22 protein-coding genes are annotated in these 22,489 nt (G+C 40.1%); 3 read left to right on the plus strand and 19 right to left on the minus strand.

Features of this window, described 5'->3' with window-relative positions:
* Positions 1-7: 7 nt before the first annotated feature.
* The 10 genes from M3610_RS08240 to M3610_RS08285 form a co-directional block, all read right to left on the minus strand.
* Positions 8-1,036 (minus strand): cytochrome d ubiquinol oxidase subunit II, encoded by a 1,029-nt coding sequence (locus tag M3610_RS08240; RefSeq protein ID WP_098572294.1) that lies wholly within the window; start codon positions 1,034-1,036, stop codon positions 8-10.
* Complete coding sequence (locus tag M3610_RS08245) at positions 1,036-2,379, minus strand: cytochrome ubiquinol oxidase subunit I (protein WP_251458137.1); 1,344 nt, start codon at positions 2,377-2,379, stop codon at positions 1,036-1,038. The genes M3610_RS08240 and M3610_RS08245 overlap by 1 nt, the downstream gene beginning before the upstream one ends.
* A 227-nt stretch (positions 2,380-2,606) precedes the next feature.
* Positions 2,607-3,446: a cytochrome c oxidase assembly protein gene (locus M3610_RS08250; protein WP_251458140.1), complete on the minus strand. Its 840-nt coding sequence runs from the start codon at positions 3,444-3,446 to the stop codon at positions 2,607-2,609.
* A 101-nt stretch (positions 3,447-3,547) separates the two neighbouring features.
* On the minus strand, positions 3,548-4,150 hold the full coding sequence (locus M3610_RS08255) for an undecaprenyl-diphosphatase (protein ID WP_251458143.1): 603 nt from the start codon (positions 4,148-4,150) through the stop codon (positions 3,548-3,550).
* 37 nt (positions 4,151-4,187) lie between these two features.
* Positions 4,188-5,357, minus strand: coding sequence for an MGDG synthase family glycosyltransferase (locus M3610_RS08260; RefSeq protein ID WP_251458146.1), 1,170 nt, complete (start codon positions 5,355-5,357; stop codon positions 4,188-4,190).
* Positions 5,358-5,533: 176 nt separating this feature from the next.
* Entirely contained in the window at positions 5,534-6,151 is a 618-nt protein-coding gene (locus M3610_RS08265) for a DedA family protein (protein WP_251458149.1), read from the minus strand.
* A gap of 8 nt (positions 6,152-6,159) precedes the next feature.
* Positions 6,160-6,864 carry a polysaccharide deacetylase family protein gene (locus M3610_RS08270; protein ID WP_251458152.1) on the minus strand — a complete coding sequence of 235 codons (705 nt, stop codon included), beginning with the start codon at positions 6,862-6,864 and terminating at the stop codon, positions 6,160-6,162.
* Positions 6,861-8,246 (minus strand): sensor histidine kinase, encoded by a 1,386-nt coding sequence (locus M3610_RS08275; RefSeq protein WP_098572289.1) that lies wholly within the window; start codon positions 8,244-8,246, stop codon positions 6,861-6,863. The genes M3610_RS08270 and M3610_RS08275 overlap by 4 nt, the downstream gene beginning before the upstream one ends.
* 4 nt (positions 8,247-8,250) lie before the next feature.
* Positions 8,251-8,949, minus strand: coding sequence for a response regulator transcription factor (locus M3610_RS08280; RefSeq protein ID WP_251458155.1), 699 nt, complete (start codon positions 8,947-8,949; stop codon positions 8,251-8,253).
* Between the two features lie 240 nt (positions 8,950-9,189).
* Entirely contained in the window at positions 9,190-9,780 is a 591-nt protein-coding gene (locus tag M3610_RS08285; protein WP_251458158.1) for a putative ABC transporter permease, read from the minus strand.
* A gap of 271 nt (positions 9,781-10,051) precedes the next feature.
* Here M3610_RS08285 and M3610_RS08290 point away from each other — a divergent pair, with 271 nt between their 5' ends.
* The 3 genes from M3610_RS08290 to M3610_RS08300 all read left to right on the plus strand — a co-directional run bounded on the left by M3610_RS08290 (position 10,052) and on the right by M3610_RS08300 (position 12,591).
* Positions 10,052-10,672 carry a TetR/AcrR family transcriptional regulator gene (locus tag M3610_RS08290; RefSeq protein WP_251458161.1) on the plus strand — a complete coding sequence of 207 codons (621 nt, stop codon included), beginning with the start codon at positions 10,052-10,054 and terminating at the stop codon, positions 10,670-10,672.
* A 141-nt stretch (positions 10,673-10,813) separates the two neighbouring features.
* A complete protein-coding gene (locus tag M3610_RS08295; RefSeq protein ID WP_098572285.1) occupies positions 10,814-11,539 on the plus strand; it encodes an ABC transporter ATP-binding protein in 726 nt (241 codons plus the stop codon).
* Positions 11,536-12,591 (plus strand): ABC transporter permease, encoded by a 1,056-nt coding sequence (locus M3610_RS08300; protein WP_251458164.1) that lies wholly within the window; start codon positions 11,536-11,538, stop codon positions 12,589-12,591. Before M3610_RS08295 ends, M3610_RS08300 begins: the two co-directional genes overlap by 4 nt.
* 49 nt (positions 12,592-12,640) lie before the next feature.
* On the opposite strand, the gene M3610_RS08305 is transcribed toward M3610_RS08300, so the two are convergent.
* From M3610_RS08305 to prfB, 9 genes are all read right to left on the minus strand, one after another.
* Positions 12,641-13,234, minus strand: coding sequence for an NADPH-dependent FMN reductase (locus M3610_RS08305; protein WP_098572283.1), 594 nt, complete (start codon positions 13,232-13,234; stop codon positions 12,641-12,643).
* Positions 13,235-13,516: 282 nt separating this feature from the next.
* A complete protein-coding gene (locus M3610_RS08310) occupies positions 13,517-14,707 on the minus strand; it encodes a PDZ domain-containing protein (protein ID WP_098572282.1) in 1,191 nt (396 codons plus the stop codon).
* 230 nt (positions 14,708-14,937) lie between these two features.
* Positions 14,938-16,395, minus strand: a complete 1,458-nt coding sequence (locus M3610_RS08315; RefSeq protein WP_251458167.1) for a S41 family peptidase — start codon at positions 16,393-16,395, stop codon at positions 14,938-14,940.
* Positions 16,396-16,550: 155 nt separating this feature from the next.
* Positions 16,551-17,831: a murein hydrolase activator EnvC family protein gene (locus tag M3610_RS08320; protein ID WP_251458203.1), complete on the minus strand. Its 1,281-nt coding sequence runs from the start codon at positions 17,829-17,831 to the stop codon at positions 16,551-16,553.
* 167 nt (positions 17,832-17,998) lie between these two features.
* A complete protein-coding gene (ftsX, locus tag M3610_RS08325) occupies positions 17,999-18,892 on the minus strand; it encodes a permease-like cell division protein FtsX (RefSeq protein ID WP_098572279.1) in 894 nt (297 codons plus the stop codon).
* Entirely contained in the window at positions 18,882-19,568 is a 687-nt protein-coding gene (gene ftsE, locus M3610_RS08330) for a cell division ATP-binding protein FtsE (protein WP_251458206.1), read from the minus strand. The genes ftsX and ftsE overlap by 11 nt, the downstream gene beginning before the upstream one ends.
* Before the next feature lie 254 nt (positions 19,569-19,822).
* Positions 19,823-20,167 carry a cytochrome c551 gene (gene cccB, locus M3610_RS08335; protein WP_218936502.1) on the minus strand — a complete coding sequence of 115 codons (345 nt, stop codon included), beginning with the start codon at positions 20,165-20,167 and terminating at the stop codon, positions 19,823-19,825.
* Between the two features lie 51 nt (positions 20,168-20,218).
* On the minus strand, positions 20,219-21,085 hold the full coding sequence (locus tag M3610_RS08340) for a YitT family protein (protein WP_251458208.1): 867 nt from the start codon (positions 21,083-21,085) through the stop codon (positions 20,219-20,221).
* 248 nt (positions 21,086-21,333) lie between these two features.
* Positions 21,334-22,435, minus strand: a protein-coding gene (gene prfB / locus M3610_RS08345) for a peptide chain release factor 2 (RefSeq protein WP_098572275.1) whose coding sequence is annotated in 2 segments (ribosomal slippage) — positions 21,334-22,362 and positions 22,364-22,435 — 1,101 coding nt in all. Because the reading frame shifts where the segments join, the coding sequence is not laid out codon by codon here.
* Between the last annotated feature and the right edge of the window lie 54 nt (positions 22,436-22,489).

Raw genomic sequence — 22,489 nt, forward strand, 5'->3', positions numbered from 1 at the left:
TCCCCCCTTACGCATGTTCATCATTCCGATTTCCTTGGACATATTCTTTGTTAAACAAAAACAATTTTAACAACAGGTACAATGACGGGAGGAGTAATCCCAGCCCTGCAATAAAGGCCACAATCAAGGCAATTGCCATTGATTGATTGGTAAAGCTGTCGTACAGGGTGATATACGGATATAGTAAATATGGGTAATGGGATGCACCGTAGGCAAGGAAGGCAAGGGCAAATTGCCCCACCAATAGCCAGAATGCCAGCCCATAGGAACGCCGCTTCCAAATTAAATAAACCGTTCCCGCAAAGAAAACAACCGACAACCCGAACAGCCACCAGAGGTCAAGTAAACGCTGATAATGTTCAGGATTATGGGTCTTCATTTCAAAAATAATCCCGGCAGCCGTAATAATAGCTGGTCCGGCCCAGCTAAGTGCATATTTCCGCAACAGATTCGTTGCTGCCTCGTCCTTTGCATGATGGGCATACCAAGTCAAAAACACAGCGGATATATATAACACTGCCGTTAGACTTAGTACGACAATACTCCATGATAATGGGCTCGTAAACAATGCCCAATTATCGAGGACCGGTGCCGAATTTTCAATTTTCACAAAGCCGCCTTCCGAAATGGACAAGACACTCGACAACGACGCAGGAATGAATAATCCCGTTAGCCCATATAAAATAGTGTACCGCTTATGTCTGAGCCCTCCGTAGGTCGTAAACGCATAATACGCCCCTCGAATCGCCAGTAGAATAATTGCGATACTTGCCGGTACAAGCAGGGTGGTCCCAAAGTAATAGGCTGTTTTTGGAAAAAAACCAACCATCCCGACGAAGAAAAACACTAAAAACACATTCGTGACTTCCCAGACAGGCGATAAATAGCGTTGAATGATCTTCGTTAAAATATGTTGTTTTCTGGTTAATGTACTGAATGCGTTAAAAAATCCTGCCCCAAAGTCAATCGATGCAATGATAATATATCCAAACAAAAACAGCCCCAGTGCTGAAATACCGATAATTTCGAGTGTCATTACGCATCACCTGCTTTCTCGGCGGCTCTGTCGGCCAATTCCTGTTCCACTGTATTCTTCCGGAACATCCGCCACAGGACAACTACACTGCCCACACCAAGGACAAGATAAAGGCCAGCAAATAACACCAGCATAAGATCAACTTGATTACTTGTTGTTGCGGCATGTTCTGTCCGTAATATTCCCCGTAAAATCCATGGCTGGCGTCCGACCTCATCGAGCCACCATCCAGCTTCAATTGCTAGAATGGAAAGAGGACCACCAAGCACAATCAGCCAGCGAAACCACTGAGATAAAACAAATCGCCATTGACGCCATCTACCTATGACATACAAGAATGAGAGCAGGGTCATCCACATACCGATGGTTACCATCGTATCAAATAAATAATGAATATAGAGCGGCGGCACTTCATCCTTCGGAAAATGATCAAGCCCGACTACTTCTGCATTTGGGACTTCATGGGCCAAGATGCTGAGTGCAAAAGGAATTTTCAGTGCATATTTCACTTCCCCATCATCTAGCACACCATAAAGAACGAGCGGCACACCTTTTCCCGTTTCAAAATGCCACTCAGCCGCAGCTAGTTTTTCCGGCTGGTATTCAGCTAAATACTTCCCGGAGAAATCTCCTAAAAGAGCGGTGGCTACTGAAAAGACGAATCCAAGTTTCATGGTTAGAAACAAGGCTTTTTTATGGTACGTAGAATTGGAACCTCTCAGTAACCGGAAGGCACCAATCGCAGCGAGGACAAAGGCGGCAGTCATATACGCGGTGACAACCACATGGGCAACTTTTGTTGGCATGGCCGGGTTAAACATTGCCAAAATGGGACTCACATCCACGAGCTGACCATTCACTACATCGAAGCCCCGAGGCGCATTCATGAATGCATTCACAATCGTAATAAAGACAGCTGAAAATGAGGCCCCTAATGCCACGGGAATGAGCAGGAGCAAATGTTTTTTCTGGTTTTCGAAACGATCCCATGTGTATATGTATATACCTAAAAAAATAGCTTCAAAAAAGAAAGCAAAGGTCTCCAAAAATAGCGGCAGCGCAATGACATTTCCAGCTAACTGCATAAAGTTGGGCCATAGAAGTGATAGCTGTAACCCGATTGCAGTCCCGGTTACAACACCAACAGCTACGGTAATCACATATCCCCTTGTCCATCTTCGTGCTAATAAAATATAGTGTTCGTCCTGTTTCTTGATCCCGACCCATTGAGCAATCATAATCATCATCGGAATGCCAACGCCGATGGTTGCGTAGATAATATGAAAGGACAAGGTTAATTCTGTCAGTACACGGCTAAAAAATACGGCCTCTTCATTTCCCATTCACTTACCACCTCTCTTATCCTGAAAACAGCCGTCCAATAATCGATATTCCCATAATGGAGGCCACAATAAAGGCCAGCCAAATGAGATTCCGTTCTTGTTTTTTATAAATAACAATCCCCCCCTGCCATCCTGTAAATTCTCCCCATACATACCATTCCCAAAATTATCGCAGAATATATTGAACAACTTTGGAAAGTATCCTCAATAAATAGAGGCTATGGAGTTCAGTCCACACCCCCCGCTACAGCCCCGCTTTTCGTTTTTCTGCCAAGACGAACGGTCAGGACTACTCCAAATTTATGCATTCCTAACATCAGGATTCCCGCAAACATTTGATCAAGTCTTGTGTTAAATGTTGAAGGCAGAATATCAAGGGAGCTTAATTGGCTTAGTTGGGAAGGTGAGATACAGAGATTTGCGGTGAGTTCAGATAGAAGAGGATTATTCATTCCACCTATGAAAGCAGTGATAATAAATAGCAAACAGGCAGGCATAATGACTAGACCGCTAAGAAAAAGATACCGTTTATTCTGCTCATGTGAATGCTCCTTCTTCGGGTCAGGGACGGTGATTGGCTGCCACATCCGAAAAGATAGGAGCAGCAGTACAAATAAATATCCATTATGAACAATAGAGGTTTGGGCTAGAGATGTTAACACGATTGGGAAATGGTACATTAGGAACATCGCCCCAAACGTATACAAGGCGGCTTTTGACGGCAATACGTACTTGCTGACTCGTTTTGTTAGGGAATGTTCTCGAAGGGACTGGATTAAAGCATCCGGGATACCTAATACAAATAAAGGGGAGATAATAAAATATAAAATACTCATTTGAAGCATGTGCAGGCTAAACGACAGATGACTAATTGTTTCAAATGGACTGCCAAAGGTTAAGTACATGATGCCTAAACTGAGGAAATATAGCAGGGGCTGCTTTTGATAAAATTTGATATTTGTATTAGATGCTGTTACATATACATAAATGGCGGTTAGGCAAATGAGGCAGGCTAATAATGGCATATTCCACAACAATTGACCTTCCAGCCACATTGCATAGAACATGGAATCCCCTCCCTACACTATTTAAAGCGAACAGATAACTTTAGATTTTATGATTTTTTTACTGTTATATGACAAAAAGAAGAACCATGTGGCTCTTCTTTCTAACGTTTTCTTGCAAGGGGTGTCTTTTTTAAAAAATTACTTTCCATTTTCTCATAGAACTCAATTAACCAAAGGATAACCTTGTTTAATTCCTTGAATCGAATGAGTAAGAAATGGACGGCAAATGCCACACCTGCCCCGATCAACATTCCCGCTGCCACATCTAGTGGATAATGTACTCCTGTCCAAACACGGGACAAAGCAATTCCTGCAGCTAAAATTAACCACATCCAGCCGTCCCGTTTTTTCCAAATCCAAATGGCTGTTGCAATTACGAATGCTGCTGTCGCGTGGTCACTTGGAAACGAGGCGTTTTTCGCATGCGGAATCAGCCAGTTTACATGATGGGCGACAAAAGGACGATTCCGGTAAAAGAAGTGGCCGATTTCTCCGTTTATACTTAATGCAACACAAGCAGCCAAAATGGCTTCAACGACCATTTTCCGATTATGTGATTTACGATAAAACCAATAAAAAATGATTCCTGCGAAAAATAAATACTCTGCTTTTTCTGCTAAAAAAATCATCAATGGATTTAAAAATCGCTCACTGATGGCTAGGTGATTGATGATTTGAAAAATACTATAGTCTAAATTAGACAACTTAACTTAACCTCCTCATTCATGTTTTCCCGCTATCTTAAATTCGTAACGGTGAAGAATAATTAACGAATCCCAAGTGCCTGACACTCTTTTTTTGGTCTAGGATGTGAGCAAACAACTCCACGATTTTTTCTGGCTTGTCCAGCTTTATTCCTTGCTGGTAAGAATCGACCGCATGCTCCCAGTGATTCATTCTATTCTGATCCTTTAATACACTTAGAAATTGCTTTTCCAATGAAGATTGATGGTCAAGCTCAAATACGAGCTTCTTACGTTTTAAATATTGAAGATTTATTTCCTCTTGTCCAGGAAGTGCGGAATGAACAAAGATCGGCAGTCTTTTTCGGATTGCTTCACTTATGGTGACTCCTCCTGGTTTTGAGACAATCGCATCAACTTCTTCATAAAGTAAATTCATTTCTGAGCGGGAAGAAAGATAGGTTAGTGGTTTAATATGATCTAAATCCCACGAAAGGATTTCATCATAAAGCTTCTTGTTTTTCCCACACAGAACCAAGAACTCTAAGTTTGAGGAGCTTTTTAATTCCTCAGCTAACTTTAAAAGCCCGCCTAACCCGCTATTCCCGCCAGATAATAAGATTTTGGGACGACCATCCTTGGGTTGTTTTCGCTTAACGGTTTTCGAAATTTCTTCATGGACAGGAATCCCCGTAACAATCATCTGTTGATCTGGAATTTGATATCTTGTGCTGAGTCTTTCTTTGACCTCTTGACTAGGGAGGAAATGGAGGTCGATTCCCTCTTTTCCCCAAACACTATTAATAAAGAAATCGGTATAGACATTAATAATCGGTATGTCGCATTTCCCCTTCATTTTTAACTTACTTAGAAGATAGGACGGGAACCCATGCGTACAAACAAGTAAATCAGGTTTTTCCTCTGCTATTAATTGCTCCATTTTCTTCAGAAAGAGAGGTTGATACCATTTAAAGGCCTGTTTTTTTGTTGGCGGTACGTAAAAAAAGCTCTTGTAGGCGATATTATAGGTGTCCGGTGCGTATCGAATCCAATTTAAATAGCCCTTTGTGATCACTTTTTCTAACGATTTATTTGTATAACTCAATAAGTCAATTTTTTTCAAACTAATGTCATCTGTATGATGTTTAAAAAGGTCCATTAAAGCCTCAGCCACTTGATGATGGCCCGACTGCATTTGTAAGAGTGGTAAAAACAAAATCTTCTTCACTTATTCCATCTCCTGTTCTACTAGAAATCATCCTTAAAAAATAATAATTTCTAAATGACCCTTCCACTGTATCACTCATTTCTAGAAAAACTGGCTTTTTAATGGATTTTTAATCTTCCCTTCAGCTTTTTTTTAGTTTGGTTGAAAAAAGGCAAAAAGCCCGAAAAGATGTCTTTTCAGGTTTTATTTGTGTGTCTATTTAGGTAATTCCTTCTCTTCCCCTTGATATACTTAAAGATCATATATAACGAAAAAAGAAAGAAAAATGCAATTCCTACATATGGAACATAGTCTGGATTTATATGAAATACTTTCCCCGCAAAATAACCCCCAACAATAAAAGGAATGGTCCAGAGGAAAGTACCTATCATGGAAAAAAACAAAAACCTCCGAAATGGAATGTTGTTGATCCCAGCAAAATATGGGCTTATTTGCCTGATACCTGGCAGATAAAAACCGATCAGGATGGTTTTACGAACATTTGTCGTGTATTTACCACTTACCATTTCCCAACGGTCAGCAGTAATCCCTGCATACTTGCCGTACTTTTTAATAAACGGGAACCCTACAAATTTTCCGACTGAATAAGCGGCCAGCATTCCAGTAAATGCCCCAAGAATGGAACACAGCATGGCCAGCCCCAATGAGAGCTGATGATGAAAACTCAGCACACCGATTAAAAAGAGCAGCGATTCTTCCGGAGCAGGAATACCGACAATCCCAAAGAATAAAAAAAGAAAAATAACAAAGTAACCATATATATTAATATAATTTATTATTGTCTCTACATTCATAGCAGCCTCTAAAAGGAAACTTCTTCTAATGCAATAAATTTTGTTCCCTTTTTAACATTTTCCTGTAAGTAAATTTCCAAACACTTTAGCATATAATAGGGCGCTAGCTTATCTGCCCCCCATGTTTCCCCACAATCATGAAGCAGCAACACGGAACCTGCTTCCGTCGCTTGGAGCAGTTGATTAAGCAGACCGTTTTTGCCTTTCGCTGCCTTCCAATCACCAAAGATATGCGACCACATAATCACTTTAAATCGCTTACTCAAAAATAAGCTAAAAAGATTAAAGCTTCCCCACGGTGGCCGATAGAAGATTACTTTTTTATTGGTGAATCGATAGATGGCCTGTTCTGTCATTTGTAATTGCCTCTTGAAATGAAAGGGCGTGAGAATCCAGCTAGAAATATGGTTATAATGATGAATGCCAATCGTATGCCCCTCCTGACACATCCGCTTGATTATGTCAGGGTAGGCTTTCACTTTGCTGCCCACCACAAAAAAGGAGGCCTTTACCCCATACTTTTTCAATAAATCAAGCAATTGTGGTGTATATTCAGGATTGGGACCATCATCAAACGTTATGGCGATTGCCGGGGCATGTACCCTTTTAACGATTCTCCGTCCGCTCATTCGAATGAAGATGGTTGGTACTATTGCATAGATAAGGAACAAAATGAATAAAAGCATAAAACTCATAATTAATATTTTTATCACTCAAAAACATTTCCTTTCCATCTTTCCTTAGGCAGGAACAACTCCACTTCTGTCCCCACTCCCTCCGTACTTTTTACGATAATTTCGCCTTGGTGCTGCTTCATGATATTTTTTGCAATCGACAACCCTAGACCTGTCCCGCCTGTCTCCCGGCTTCGGGCCTTGTCCACCCGGTAAAAACGTTCAAAGACATTTTCTATTTCACACTCAGGGATGCCAATTCCGTAATCTTTAACCGTAATGATTGTCCATTGTTCCTTTTCCTTTAAATACACATCGATTCTATCTTTACTATATTTGATAGCATTATCGATTAAGATAATAATTGCTTGTTTTAATTTGACTTCATCGGCTACAACTGAGATGTCAGGTTCTTGATGATGGAGGATGATTTCTCTTTTATAGGCGCTTTTAAGCTGCTTAAAAATAAGCTCACACAAGGCTACTACGTTAATTGATTTTGCTTCTAAATGATTTCCTGATTCTGTATCAGCTAAATCCAAAAACCGCTCGGTCATCTTTTGAATTCTTGTAGCTTCCAAATGAATCGATTCAATCGCATCATGGGCAACCTCTTCATTTTGTAATCCACGTCTAAGAAGGAGGTCAGCATAGCTTTTGATTACCGTGAGCGGGGTTTTTAATTCATGGGAGGCGTCAGAGATAAATTGCCTCTGTTTTTCGAGATTCGCCTCTAATCGGCCAATCATCCGATTAAACGTTACCGCCAATTTTTGCAATTCATCCTTTGTCTCATGTTGGATGATGATTTTCTTCGGAATCCCACTTTTTTCAATATCCTCCATGGTATTAATCATATTAGAAATCGGCCTCATAATTAGATTTGACAGCCATCTGCCCCCGAGCAGTGATAATACCGCTCCTAAAATCGTACAAAACGCAAGAATGGAAAGTAATAAATCTTTTCCCGTTTCTAATCCGGCTAGTTTCTCTCCAAACTCCAGTGTTCCTACAACTTGTCCATGTGATTGAATCGGCACCCTGACAATCGCAAATTGTTCTTCTTGATGATTAAGTCGAATGGTCCGCCTTTGAGTACCCTTTTCGCTAGTGAATTTCGGTTTTATTATCGCAGCCAATTGCGGATCGTTTGTTACTTGATTCATTATTTTCGCATCCGGCTGAACAATCCTTATAAACGATTGATTCGTTAGATAAGGGGTTAATTTTTCCTTAATAACAGACTGGGAATCTTCCTTGTTTATTTCATTTATCAAGTAATCAGCCTTTTGAAACAGTTCACCATCTTCCATATTGACAGTAATCTTCATAAATGAAAAAAAGACCACCGCATTCACAGCAAGTAACACACAGATAATCCAAGCTGTGGTAATTAGATTAATTTTTGTGGTAATCTTCATTTCTTTAATTCTCCCTTACGGTATAACCGATTCCCCTTACCGTTTGAATAATCGTCGGGTCTGAAAAACCCTCTTCAATCTTCTTGCGTAAATGTCTGATAAATACATCAATAACATTTGTTTCCCCTTCATATTCATATCCCCAAACATCAAGAAGGATGCTTTCCCGTGTGACAATTTTATTTTTATTGGATAGTAAATACACGAGTAGATCGAATTCCTTGGGAGTTAACGTGATCGAAGTCTCCCCTCTTATCACCTCTCGTGTATCAAGATTAACGGTTAAATCTCCTACCGCTAATAAGGAGTCATCCGCTTGTGCGGCCTTGACAGCAATGGAATTTTGACGAAGACATGAGCGAATTCTTGCTAATAATTCCTCAATTTCAAATGGCTTTGTAATATAATCGTTGGCCCCTTGATCGAGTCCGGTAACTTTATCCAATGTCGTATTACGTGCTGTTAATAAAATTACTGGGATTAGGTTATTCTCTTTTCTTAGTTTTCTTAACAGCTCAATGCCATTCATCTCAGGCAGCATAACATCTAATAAAATTAAATCAAATTTTTCGTTCAAGGCTGCCTGCAAACCTGATTTCCCGTCATACGCCACCATTACTTCATATCCCTCATAGTCGAGTTCAATCCTTAATATCTTGGCGATCTGTTTTTCATCCTCTACAATTAAAATCCGCTGTTTCATTGTCATCCCTCCTTTTTCATTCATTAGCCTTGGCCGAAAATTTACATATTTGTATAACGAACTATCTCTTTCTAAGATCCAACTCATTCAATTTAGCACTTTTTTTGCTTAGTTTTCTTGTTTTCATTGAATTTTAATCTTTCGTCAATTTCTAGGTTCATGAAAGATTCCTAGTTAACGTCAAAAACTCCTTCATTTTTGATGGAAGGAGTTTTAAAAGATTTTGGTGTCAGGCACCTATTAAATTTGATTATTTGCTTTTTCTGTCAATAGTTCTTGCAGCGAATGTTTGCGAATCGCTAAGACTAGATCGGCTAGGAAATACAATCCTATTGCTGACCAGACCCATGCCCAATATGGCTCCACAGCCCCGTATGTTGAGACAATTACCGGATGGATCCATTTAATACATAGCAGCGACAGCAGCATCCAGGCTATTGAAAAGGGGACGCAAATATGACCATGAAGCTGCAGGGGGGTGTCGGTGTAATCCCACCATTTCCGGTTAAAAAGCTTTTGCAGAAGCGCTCCTGTTAAATATTCCACCAAAGTTGGGATGAAGAAACAAAGAAATAGGACTACTCCCCCACTTGTTTCTGGTGAAATTAAATAGACCAAGAGCACAGGGGTAATGCCGTACATCGGTTTAAATGGTCCAAAGAGAAAATTCGGCTTAAAAAATTCCCGTTTCGTTATAAAGTTATAGCTGTTTTCAAGGAGCCAGCCTAAAAACGAATAAACGGTGAAATAAAAAATAAGCGCGGCTGCTTCATCTAGATTAAAAAGAGTAGGATTTTGAAACTCAATTCCATTCAGCAAGTTAATAATCATGGCTGAACCACCTTTCATGGATAAGAATTTCCCACTTTAGGTTTAACAGCCATGCTTCCAAATATACTAAAAAATCCCTATTTTGTGCTTTTCAAACTTGGGAAAATACGCATTACATAAAATTAAACACAATGTTGATTAATGTTCATTGTGTATATTATAATTCGTTTATTAAGAAAGGCAATCAACAATAAAAAGCTATCTGTCTATTACTTAACACAAACGAATAAAACGTTTATTTTTTCTAAAAAAAATTTTTGGAGGAATAGGAATGTTGGAAAAACCAACGGATAAACGAATTGTACGTACAAAGCGATTGATTCGTGATGCTCTTACAGAGTTAATGGAAGAAAAAGGATTTGAAGGGATTACCGTCCGAGATTTAACACAAAAAGCAGAGATTAATCGTGGAACATTTTATCTACATTACCATGATAAATATGATTTATTGGAGCAAAGCGAAGCGGAGATCTTAACCGAAATTCAAAAAATCGCGCAAAAAATAAATCCCCTCGATTTCATGAACTTTAATCGGGCAGACGAGCCTTTTCCTTTCATTATTACCCTTTTTGAACTTTTCCAAGAGAATTCAAGGTTCATGAAAGTAATATTAGGCCCTAATGGAGATGCATCATTTCAAGGAAAATTAAAAGATTTCATTAAACAAACCTTTTATCAAAATATCATGTCAAAAATAAATACCGATCATTTGCTTGTACCGGTGGATTATCTTTTCGCTTATGTCAGTTCCGCCCACCTCGGTGTGATTCAGCATTGGTTAGAAAGCGGGATGAAAAAATCTCCACGAGAAATAGCGATGATCCTATCGCGTATCACATTTTTAGGACCGAGGAACGCTCTTGGTCTTAAACCAAATTTGACTGATGATTAACGTGCAATCTTTTTTCGAAAATAAATATACACTTTGTTGCCCTGTGACTGATAATCAACACATTGTTGTTTTTTGTTTATTGCTTATATCCACATGCGTTGTAAAATGAAATCATAATAGCCATCCTAGGAGGCATGATTGATGAATTCAACCATTAATGTAGAAAGCGTCAGTAAAAGTTTTGGAAAAAAGACCGTCTTAAATGAGGTCAACTTAACGATCGAAAAAGGGCAGTTATTCGGTTTGATTGGACCTTCTGGTGCCGGAAAGACCACCCTTGTCAAAATGATTGTTGGCATGGAAAAGGCGGATAAAGGTTCCATTCATGTGCTAAATAAAAAAATGCCGAACCTTTCCTTACTCCAAGACATTGGCTATATGGCCCAAGCAGATGCCTTGTATGGTGAATTAACGGGAGAGGAGAATCTAAAGTTTTTCGCTTCCCTATTTGGGTTGAATAAAGAAGCGCAGAAAAAACGGCTACAGTATGTCGCCAATTTAGTTAACCTCACCAATGACTTAAACAAAAGGGTAGCAGCTTATTCTGGAGGGATGAAACGTCGTTTATCTTTGGCAATCGCACTAATTCAAGACCCAAAAATCTTAATCCTAGATGAGCCGACTGTCGGCATTGACCCCGAATTGAAATTGTCGATTTGGAAAGAATTCCTGCGCTTGAAAAATGATGAGCAAAAAACAATCATCGTCACTACCCATGTTATGGATGAAGCAGTGAAATGCGATTATGTCGCCATGGTTCGCGATGGACGGATTTTAACAAGCGGTACACCTAATGAATTAAAAGCGTTATACGATACCGATGATTTCGATGAGGTATTCCTGAAGGCTGGGGTGAAACAATCATGAGAGTGTTCGCGTTAATTAAACGAATCTTCCGGCAGATGTTTCGGGATAAACGCACCTTAGCATTGTTGTTTGTGGCACCACTGCTCATTCTGACCTTGATGTACTTTTTATTTAACGGCAACACCGTCGATCCTAAATTAGGTGTCACGGGTGTGGAAGATAATCTTGTCAGCGCATTGAAAAAGGCAGACATTCAAGTGAAACAGTATGAGAAAGTCAATTCTCAAACGGTGGTAAATGACGACCTTGATGGATTATTAGAACAAGAGAATGGACATTTGAAATTAACCTTGCAAAATAACGACCCATCAAAAGCGAAAGGCTTGCAGATGAAAGTCAGCCAAGCGGTCGCGGCCCAAAGTCAAGCTAAGTTAATTCAGCAAAATCCGGCAGCGGCAGGTTTGGCCCAGCCAAGCGTCGATATTGATTATGTATATGGAGATGCTGACACCGTCTTTTTTGATGTATTAAGTCCGATATTAGTTGGCTTCTTTGTTTTCTTTTTTGTCTTTATTATTTCTGGTATTGGTTTATTGCGTGAGCGGACAACGGGGACCTTGGAAAGGTTGATGTCCACGCCGATACGGAGATGGGAAATCGTTACCGCGTACTTGGTAGGCTACGGTATTTTTGCAGTCATCCAAACCATGATTGTGGTATTCTATTCTATTAATGTATTAGATATCGTTCTGGTCGGGTCGATTGGGAATGTGCTTCTCATCAATTTAATTCTCGCATTGGTCGCTCTCTCCCTTGGAATCCTTTTATCAACCTTTGCTGCTTCTGAGTTTCAGATGATTCAATTTATCCCAATCGCCGTGATTCCACAAATATTTTTCGCAGGAATCTTTCCGCTGGAAGGGATGGCCGATTGGTTACAGGCAGTTGCGAAGGTTATGCCGATGTACTATGCAGGGGACGCCCTAAAAGGTGTGATGTATAAAGGGTTAGGTTTTAGTGAGATAAGTGGTGACCTCTTGGCGTTACTCATCTTCGCAGCAATATTCATTGTGTTGAATATCTTCTCATTGAAAAAATACAGAAAACTATAATAAAAATAAGGGGAGAGATGTTCAGTAATCATCTCTCCCCTGTTCATTTTTAGCGGATTGTTTTTAATGCGCCGCTCCATTGGTTAACTTCATCAAGCATAGCATTTACATTTGTAAGGTGTAATTCAGCTGGTTTGAAAACACTGCCGTTTTCAAAGTCTGTGAATAATGACAAGGTTGGATGTGTACGAACATCCGCTACTTTTTGTTCTGCAAGAATGCCACGTAAATGTTCAGCAGCACGTGCTCCACCGGTTGAACCATAGCTAACAATACCTGCTGCCTTGTTATACCAAGCCTCACGTGCAAAGTCGATGGCGTTCTTTAATGCACCTGTAATACTGTGATTGTATTCTTGAACAATGAATACGAAGCCATCTAATTCCGCAAGTTTTGTATTCCATTGTGCGATTCCTGGTTCTGAACCGTCTGTTGTACCTAAGAATGGTAAATTAAAGTCTGCGATATCCACGATTTCATAGTTTGCATCGCCGCGTTTGTCAGCAATTCCTTTCACCCATTCCCCAACTTGCGGGCTGACCCGTCCTTGACGTGTGCTTCCTAAAATAATCCCAATGTTTAATTTTGTCATTGTTTTTTCCTCCTTTGTTGAATCACCAAATAGTCTACCTAAAAAACCCATCTTCAACACCACCTATAAAAAATTTTTTATATGAAAAATACGTAGTGTTCTGGAATAAACAAAACGCTTGTTTATAGGATTTTTCCCACAAACATCCTTACCAAGATATTATTAATTAAAGTATTAGTAAACCAAGTATTATTAATTAATATATCTTTAATTCAAAGTAATAATATAATATTTATGGTTTCTTGTCAATCGAATTAACTTTAGATTTTACAAAGATAATTCTAAAACTCATAAAAAAACCACTTAGCACAGATGGCTAAGTGGTTTTTGGTGTCAGGCACCAACATCATATTTACGATCGTCCTGTACAAAGAGGATGCCTAGTTCGTGGTGGTCGCCTTCGTATAGGGCGCGTTGGACGAAACGGATTTCTCCGTTTGTGTCGAGGACCTCTAGTTTACAATGGGCTCGGTTTTTTTGCAGTGCTTCGTAAAACACCTTTTCATCACGTACCAAGACGCCATTGGCTTTCGTAACCACTTCACCCACCTGTAAATCCATTTTACTTGCGGGTGACTCGGGAATAACCCCGATAATCATCAGGCCCTGATTCTTTTTGGAGAAATAAAACGGGAGATTATCATCCTTCATGCCAGCGAGTAAAATAATAAACTCACGGCCGAGAACAGCCAGAGCAGCGGTTACAATCGAACTGAGCGGGAACCAATAGCCTAGAACAGAAAGAATTGTCACAAACACTCCAAGGAGAATTACCCGGCGGCCATGAAGCTCAATCGCAATCTTAGGAAGCATTCCTTTGACCTGTTGATGAAACCCAATCGCAAATGGAACAAAAATCAGCGAGTACTCTTTGGCACCCAAATGGAAAACGGGCCACCAGTCAAAGGGAAGCTGCAGCGCATTACCTGGAATAAGTAAGAAGATTGGCAGCATCCAGAGACGCTTTCCTTCATGTAAACCTACATTTTGACCGCGTTTGCTTTTAGCAAGTTTAGGGGATGTCCCAAAACTTCCATTTTTAAGGATGAGCATCCCTTCTGCGATTAGCATCAACCCAAGCAAAACAACAATAGAAGGATAGATCTTGTCACTTAATGCCGCAAACGACTTCGAGAAAAGCGGGATCGACCAATGATTTTCCGCGATCAATATGATGGAGAAAAAGGCTGCCCCCATCGTGTAGGCAGGCGAAACCCAGCGGACATTTGTTGTGAGTGACCACAAAAATGTAAATCCAGCAATTAGCAGAATCGTTGCGAATGGAACCGTGATTCCTGCCGCAATAACAATTACTGAAATCACAAGACCTATTAAAATGCCTGGCGGAAATAACTGTCGAAGTTCGAAATAGGCATCATGTGCCCGAATATGGAAATTTTTCCGCTCACGTTTCACCCTCCTTACGCCTAAAATCGCTGCAAGGAAAACGAGATAGTATAAAACAGGATGAAGAAATAACTTGCCTGTCCCTTTCAGAAGTTCTACAAGCCATATTTGCACCAATTCCTGTCACCTGCCTCTATTAAAAATTTCTAGTAATCTATTATGGAAAAGTCTCCTAAAGAGTATTTTACCAAATTAACGCCATAAAACATATTGCTAGTTTTTAGAAAATGGTAATAATATTGTATCAAGAAAAAAGCGCTGAAGCTGGATTCAGAGAACTAATTCCATTTATCACAATTAATTATATAATTTGATATAAAAGAAAAACAGAGGCCTTAGCCCCTGCTTTACTCTTTCGTTATTAATCGCAATGCGGTTTGTAACTGCAGATCGTTTTTCTCTTTTTTCATTTCCGCAATGGCTGCTTCTTCAAGTTTGGATGCGGTCTCTGGACCAATTTTTCCAGTTGGCTCCAGGTTTGCTTGGAGCTGGAATCCTTTAACGGCCATCGTCGTTTCTTTACTAAAATAACCATCCGTCCGGCCTGGGGCGAATCCTAAGCCTGCTAACACTTCTTGGGCATTCTTCACTTGCTCATTGTTCATATCCTCTTCCAATGTCTCTTCCACTTGAATCGGATGGGTGGAGAAAATCGCAGGTTGTTTAATAGCTACATCCGGTTCGATCCCTTTCTTATGAATCCAGTTTCCATCTGGAGTCAGCCATTTAAATAACGTCAGCTTGATGTTACTTCCATCCCCCATCGGCACAGCCTGCTGAACGGTGCCTTTTCCGAAGGTAGTTTCTCCAACAAGTTGGTAACCAACCGCTTCTTGTAGGGAACCGGCAAGAATTTCGGATGCGGAGGCACTGCCTTTGTTAACAAGGACAACCACGGGATACTTCTTCTTCTCCGTAAGATTGGAGAAGTATCGTTTTTTATCGCCATTTCGCTGCTCAATTTGGACATATGGCTTATTCTCCGGGACAAATTCCTTTAATATCTCGCCAACACTATCAAGGAGGCCGCCGGGGTTTCCTCGTACATCAATAACCAAGCCTTTAATATGATCGTTTTCTAAGGCGGTTAATTCCTTTTCAAAATCAGCAGCTGTATCCTCTGAAAAAGAAGTTAGTTCGATATAGCCAATTTTTTGGCCATCATGTTCCTTAATAGATGCATGGACCGTTTCAAGAGGAATTTCATCACGTGTAACATCAATGGACAATGGATCTTTCAACCCTTTTCTCGCAATTAATAATTGAACCTTCGTCCCTTTTTTCCCGCGAATCTTGAGGGTTGCCTTATTCAAGTCCAGCCCTTCCACACTTTTTCCATCGACCTTTAAAATTTGATCATTTGGCTTAATGCCTGCTTTTTCAGCAGGAGAACCTTTGAACGGAGAGACGATCACAATTTTCCCATCGACCATGCCGACTTCAGCCCCGATTCCTTCGAATGAGGATTCCAACGTTTGAGTGAATTGTTGGGCAGTCTCCTTGTCCATATAGACAGAGTACGGATCTTTAAGGACAGATAACATCCCTTGAATCGCACCTTCTACCAACTTTTCCTGATCTACTTTTTCAACATACCTGCTTGAAATAAGATCATAGGCATTCTCCACTTTTTCTAGGTCTCCAACCTTTTCCGCCGAACTAACCCCATTATCATTCGGGGTTTTCACTAGGTCGAGTTGATTACTGCCATCTTTATGATTTAATAACTGCATGCCTGCGTATGTGCCCCCCGCCCCTGTCAGGAGCGAACCCGTCATCAATAAGGCAATCCATCTACGATTCATTTCAGGTCCTCCTCAAGTTAAAAATGCCTGTCCTATCTATTTTTCTAAAAAGGCACCAAATTCCTGCCCGATTATTTACATATATGTAAAGAGTGGACGAGATATGATGATTGAAAGGTATAAAAAAAAGAAGAAGCCCGAGGCTTCTCCAATTATTATGGTAATGGAACAATGCCGACAGGATTGATGGCATAACGTTTATCCTGTGTCCATGGTCCTTTATGAAGTTCAAAATGCAAATGCTGCCCTCTTGAGGCACCAGTATTCCCCATCAGACCAATCTTTTGGCCCTTTTTCACACTTGCCCCGCTGCCAACATAACGCTGGGTCATATGAGCATAAACAGTTGTATACACTTGTCCATTAATCGAGTGTGAAACAAAAATACAATTTCCATACGTGCTAGAATAATAGGATCTAATCACCACGCCATTGGCCGCTGCAACGATTGGCACCTTCGTTCCATTGGCAATATCGACACCATAGTGATTCCCATCCCCACGGCCGCCAAAACCAGAACTACGATATCCAGAAGCGGGCTGGGTCCAAACTCCGCTCGTAACATTAGGTGTGCTGTCAGATTTAGGACCACTATCATTTCCACTGTTTGAGTTTGTCGTTCTGCTTCTTTTCGCTTCTTCTGCTGCTCTAGCTTGAGCTTCTTTTTCCATTTGAATGGCCTTTTGAATCGCGGCCTCTTGAGCAGCAAGAAGTTGCTCCTCTTCTTTCAATTCCATCATGCCTTCATGGACTTCTTCTTCCTGGTCTTTAAGGCTTGCTAACATTTTATCTTTTTCTTTCTTTTGTACATTTAATTGCTGATTCATAGTTTTTAATTCTGCTAACATCTGCTCGAGGCTAGCTAGATCTTTTTCTACTTTCGCCTGTTTCTGTGCGAGTTCCTGTTTATCGGCCACATGCTGCTTAATAATTTCTTGGTCAGCCTGCACGATCGTGGCAACTGCATTGGCCCTGTCAATGAAATCGCTAAAGCTGTTGGATCCCATTAACACATCTAAATAATTGACCATCCCGCCATTTTCCTGATAACTGCGGGCCCTGTCCTTCAAAAGGACATTTCGCTTATTAATTCGCTCTTTAATCACCTTTGTTTCCGCTTGAAGTTTCGAAACCTCCGCTTTTGTATCTGTTATCTTTTTGGATTTATCGGCGATTTTAGTGGTTGTTTCTTCAATCGCAAAGTCAAGGCGTTTCATTTCACTCTTTACGTCAGCCTGCTGATCTTTTAAGGTGTTGATCTTATCATTCGCTTGATTGATACCTGATTGTAAATTAGAACGTTTCTCGTGTATTTTATTTTGTTCACCTTTTAGACTAGAGATTGATGCAGCTTCTGTTTTAACAGAAACTCCGCCAAATATTGTTCCTAGTCCGACCGCTAGTGCAGCGGTGATGGTGATTACTGATTTTTTCATTTCCGATTTCTCCTCCTACCTCTCTATGTACAGGTAAATTCATGTTTACCTGATTATGACGAATGCTGCTGCACGGCACATTTTGAAGGACTCATGCGTCTATCCTAGTTATAGGTCGGATAACAGTAAATCAGGAAGGATACGGGTACCATCCTTCCTGAACTGGATTATACTTTTAAGAATTTACGAACAGACATTAAACTTCCCCAAATTCCTATCAGAGCACCCATAAGAATAAGAATGCCGGAAACTTGATACATGAATGGATCAAATGGGAGTACTTTAATGAAAGTTCCTTCAAGCCGCGGACCAATATAATCATAAGCACGATAGTAGGCAATGGAAATTAGGATAATTGGTAAAATTGATCCGATTACACCCAGCCATAGTCCTTCTAAGAAGAACGGCCAACGGATGAACGTATTTGTTGCGCCTACTAACCTCATAATCTTAATTTCTCTACGTCTTGCAATAATTGTAATTTTAATTGTATTCGAGATTAAGAAAATAGCCGTGAAGAATAAGCCGATAATTAATACAATTCCGACGTTGCGGCTTGCTTTAATAAACTTGAATAATTTCTCCACCTTGCCCTGACCATATTTGACTTTGGCAACATAAGTAGAGTTTTGGATTTGTTTTGCTACTTGCATCGTATCTGTCGGTTTTTTCGTCTTTACAATATAGACATCGTTTAAAGGATTATCCTGTTCAAAAAGTTTAAAGGACTTTCCTTCCTCCCCAAGACTATTTACTAAATTGTCTAGTTCCTGCTGTTTCGAGGAGAAGGTGACACTTTTTACTTCAGGTATACTTTCAATCTCAGTTTTAAGTTTTTGCTGATCTTGAGCGTTTGCAGCGACATCAATATGAACGCGAATTGACACGTCATCTTCTATCGTTTCTGCTACTCTATTAAGATTCATCATAATAACAAAAAAGACACCAACTAAAATCAGGGTAACAGTAACAGCACTTACCGATGCAAAAGTCATCCAGCCATTTCTGCTGATATTCTTTAAGCTATCTCGTGAGTGACGGCCAATGGTTCTAATTTTCATAACCGTATTCACCTCTTTCATCATCACGCACGATTTTACCGTCTTCAATGGCAATTACTCGTTGCTGTAATGTATTAACAATCTCTCGGTTATGGGTTGCCATAACGATCGTCGTTCCTCTTGAATTAATCTCTTCAAATATTTTCATAATTTCCCATGATGTTTCAGGGTCAAGGTTTCCGGTAGGCTCATCCGCAATCACGACTTTCGGGGAATTGACAATCGAACGAGCTATCGAAACACGCTGCTGTTCTCCGCCTGAAAGCTCGGACGGCAGCATTTTTATTTTATGCTTTAAGTTAACAAGATCAAGAACTTCCATCACTCGTTTTTTGATTACTTTCGGCTGGGCTTCGATTACCTCTAAGGCAAAGGCAACATTTTCATAAACAGTTAATCTCGGAAGCAGCTTAAAATCCTGAAAAACAACGCCAAGATTCCGTCTGAAAATCGGGACCTTTTTCATTTTTAATTTGGCCAAGTTCACACCATTCATAGTGATGGTCCCAGAAGTCGGAACTTCCTCACGATACATCATTTTAATAAATGTCGATTTTCCGGCACCACTTGGTCCAACAACATAGACAAATTCGCCCTGGTTGATCCGAACGTCTATCCCATTTATGGCCGAAACTCCATTTGGGTACTTTTTATAAACATCTTGTAGTTCTATCATTTTTTATCACCTTTATTTAAAGACATCTCGAATTTTATTCGACAATTATCTTTTTTATTTGCAAAATGGACTCGGATAACAAAAAAATATGTGCATAATTTCGCATATTTCTATTATAACATCATAAATTGTTAAAAAAAGCGGTAAAAATATTACAGTTTCTTTTCAAAGAATTACAAAACCCGACAAATTTCTCATTTAGGGTAAAATAAAAAACGTCCTGTTTTTTCAAAACAGAACGCTTCCCGAGTCTATTATTTTTTCGCTGCAAGCCATTCAGCAACTTTGTTTGCATCATCGCCAGTTATTACTTTTGCAGGCATTTGCCCTTTACCATTCTTAATAATATTCAATATTTCGTCCTTAGAATACTTTGAGCCAACCTTGGTAAGATTTGGTCCCATACCACCTGTTAGATCGCCGCCATGACAGCTGGAGCATTTCTGATCAAAAATCTTCGCTGCTTCATCACTGCTTGCTGTTTCCGTTCCAGTGTCTTTATCTGTGTCTTTACTTGTGTCTTTATCTCCGCCTCCACAGGCAGCCAGACCCATTACTAATGCAGTTCCCATCAAAAATGTAAGCAATTTCTTTTTCACGTTGTTACCCCCTTCAGAAAATATTACCATCATTGCCCTATTATACCAATCCTATGGCCGTTTGAAACCCTCACCAAGCACTTCAGCAGCATCCATAACAACGACAAATGCAGATGGATCAAGTGCTCTGACCAATTGTTTCAATTTTGTGAACTCTGATTGATCAACCACGCACATTAGAACTGGTCGTTCATGGTCAGTAAAACCACCATATGCTGATAGTTTTGTCACACCACGGTCAATTTTATTCAAGATTCCCTCACGAACTTCTTCTTGTTTACCCGTAATAATCATTGTCATTTTTGATCGGCCGAAACCGACCTGAATTAGATCGATGGTTTTGCTTGTTACATAAAGAGCAATCAATGCATACAATCCTTTTTCAATATCAAATACAATCGCAGCAACAAGCACAATTAAACCATCGATTATGACGACGCATCGTCCTAGAGAAAAACCTGTATATTTATGAATAATTTGCGCTGCCAGGTCCGTTCCGCCTGTCGATGCTCTTCCTCTAAAAACAATGCCCAGTCCAAGTCCTACACCAATTCCCCCAAACAAAGCCCCAAGGAGGGCATCATTTGTCCAAGGATCTAAATTCCTTGTAAAAAAAACGACTAATGGTAAAAAAATCGTTCCCGCAAGGGTTTTCACACCAAACTGCTTTCCCAATAAAACTACACCAGCTATAAATAAGGGGATATTAAAAGCCCACTGAACATAGGCCGGTTCCCACCCGAGCACAGCTTTTAGAATCGTACTAATACCGCTTACTCCACCTGAGGCTACTTGGTTGGGAAGTAAGAAAACATTAAAGGTTAATGCAATGATTGCGGCACCAATTAATACAAATAGATAATCGATAGCTATTCTCGTTTTAGGATAGGTAAGTGTTAAATTGCTTAAGATATTCATAAAGCTATTCTCCTCAAAATTTATATACTTTCTATTAACCGAAAGTGAGTATAGCATGGGTAAATATTGGTGTAAATGGCAGTAAGTTGACGTGGTAAAGGATTAAATTTTTCTCTTAGCATTTGCCAGTTAATTGGTTTTTATTAGGCTCTTAGAGAGGTTAGCGATGGTATCGTATAGAAGGCAAATGATTTCAATAAAAAAGCCTCTGCCGAATTAGTCGGCAAAGGCTCTAAACTACGTCCAATTTATGAAATTCTTGATCTGAGATACGCATTAATAAACTGGTCCAAATCCCCGTCCATAACTGCCTGAACGTTCCCGCTTTCTGTGCTGGTTCTGTGATCTTTCACCATCGAATAGGGATGGAAAACGTAAGAACGAATTTGACTTCCCCAGCCGATTTCTTTTTGTTCGCCTCGTATTTCCAAAAGCTCTTGCTCTTGTTTCTCAATTTCCAATTGATACAGCTTGGCTTTTAGCATTTTCAGCGCTGCCTCGCGGTTTTTAATTTGTGAACGTTCCGCTTGACATGTAACCACTACACCTGTTGGCAAGTGGGTAATCCGGATGGCCGAATCGGTCGTGTTAATATGCTGTCCGCCCGCACCTGTCGCTCGATAGGTATCGATTTTTAAATCTTCTGTCCGGACTTCTATTTGAATGTCATCATTGAGTTCAGGCATGACTTCACAGGAAACGAAAGACGTATGACGACGGCCTGAGGAATCGAATGGAGAAATCCTTACCAGACGGTGGACCCCTTTTTCCGCTTTTAAATAGCCGTATGCATTATGCCCCTTAATCGCGAGCGTAACACTCTTAATCCCCGCTTCATCTCCGGGTAAGTAATCTAGGGTCTCAACCTTAAAGCCTTTTTTCTCCGCCCAGCGAGTATACATCCGCAGCAGCATCGAGCCCCAGTCCTGTGATTCCGTACCGCCCGCACCCGGGTGAAGTTCCAGTATGGCATTATTTTTGTCATACTCCTCACTAAGAAGAAGCTGTAGTTCAAATTGACTCAAACGCGCTGTTAACTGCCCGAGTTCCTCTTCCAACTCTCCACGCAATTCTTCATCATTTTCTTCTTTGACAAGTTCATAGGTCAATTCCAAATTTTCAAAGCTGCTATTTAGATCATAAAATTCATTGACCTGATCCTTTAATCCATTTGCCTCACTAATGACGGTCTGTGCAGCCTGCTGATCGTTCCAAAAATCAGGTTGAAGCATCTCATCATCTAATTCAGCAATTCTTGCTTCTTTATTCTCAAGGTCAAAGAGACCCCCTAAAGTCCGCTAATTTCTTAGCTGATTTTTCAAGTTCATTACGAATTTCTGCTAATTCCATTGTCTTCACCTCTATAAAAATTACCTATATCGCATTTTATTCCGAAATCAATGT

The organism is Neobacillus sp. MER 74 (genome assembly GCF_023714155.1).

Excerpts from the sequence above, each read along its gene's own strand:
- M3610_RS08320 (WP_251458203.1), bottom strand. The coding sequence starts at position 17,831 with ATGAAAAAATCAGTAATCACCATCACCGCTGCACTAGCGGTCGGACTA.
- M3610_RS08285 (WP_251458158.1), bottom strand. The coding sequence starts at position 9,780 with ATGATTATTAACTTGCTGAATGGAATTGAGTTTCAAAATCCTACTCTT.
- ftsX (WP_098572279.1), bottom strand. The coding sequence starts at position 18,892 with ATGAAAATTAGAACCATTGGCCGTCACTCACGAGATAGCTTAAAGAAT.
- M3610_RS08265 (WP_251458149.1), bottom strand. The coding sequence starts at position 6,151 with ATGAATGTAGAGACAATAATAAATTATATTAATATATATGGTTACTTT.
- M3610_RS08340 (WP_251458208.1), bottom strand. The coding sequence starts at position 21,085 with ATGAATATCTTAAGCAATTTAACACTTACCTATCCTAAAACGAGAATA.
- M3610_RS08295 (WP_098572285.1), top strand. The coding sequence starts at position 10,814 with ATGAATTCAACCATTAATGTAGAAAGCGTCAGTAAAAGTTTTGGAAAA.
- M3610_RS08275 (WP_098572289.1), bottom strand. The coding sequence starts at position 8,246 with ATGAAGATTACCACAAAAATTAATCTAATTACCACAGCTTGGATTATC.
- M3610_RS08240 (WP_098572294.1), bottom strand. The coding sequence starts at position 1,036 with ATGACACTCGAAATTATCGGTATTTCAGCACTGGGGCTGTTTTTGTTT.
- M3610_RS08305 (WP_098572283.1), bottom strand. The coding sequence starts at position 13,234 with ATGGGTTTTTTAGGTAGACTATTTGGTGATTCAACAAAGGAGGAAAAA.
- M3610_RS08280 (WP_251458155.1), bottom strand. The coding sequence starts at position 8,949 with ATGAAACAGCGGATTTTAATTGTAGAGGATGAAAAACAGATCGCCAAG.
- M3610_RS08300 (WP_251458164.1), top strand. The coding sequence starts at position 11,536 with ATGAGAGTGTTCGCGTTAATTAAACGAATCTTCCGGCAGATGTTTCGG.
- ftsE (WP_251458206.1), bottom strand. The coding sequence starts at position 19,568 with ATGATAGAACTACAAGATGTTTATAAAAAGTACCCAAATGGAGTTTCG.
- M3610_RS08245 (WP_251458137.1), bottom strand. The coding sequence starts at position 2,379 with ATGGGAAATGAAGAGGCCGTATTTTTTAGCCGTGTACTGACAGAATTA.
- M3610_RS08290 (WP_251458161.1), top strand. The coding sequence starts at position 10,052 with ATGTTGGAAAAACCAACGGATAAACGAATTGTACGTACAAAGCGATTG.
- M3610_RS08315 (WP_251458167.1), bottom strand. The coding sequence starts at position 16,395 with ATGAATCGTAGATGGATTGCCTTATTGATGACGGGTTCGCTCCTGACA.
- M3610_RS08250 (WP_251458140.1), bottom strand. The coding sequence starts at position 3,446 with ATGTTCTATGCAATGTGGCTGGAAGGTCAATTGTTGTGGAATATGCCA.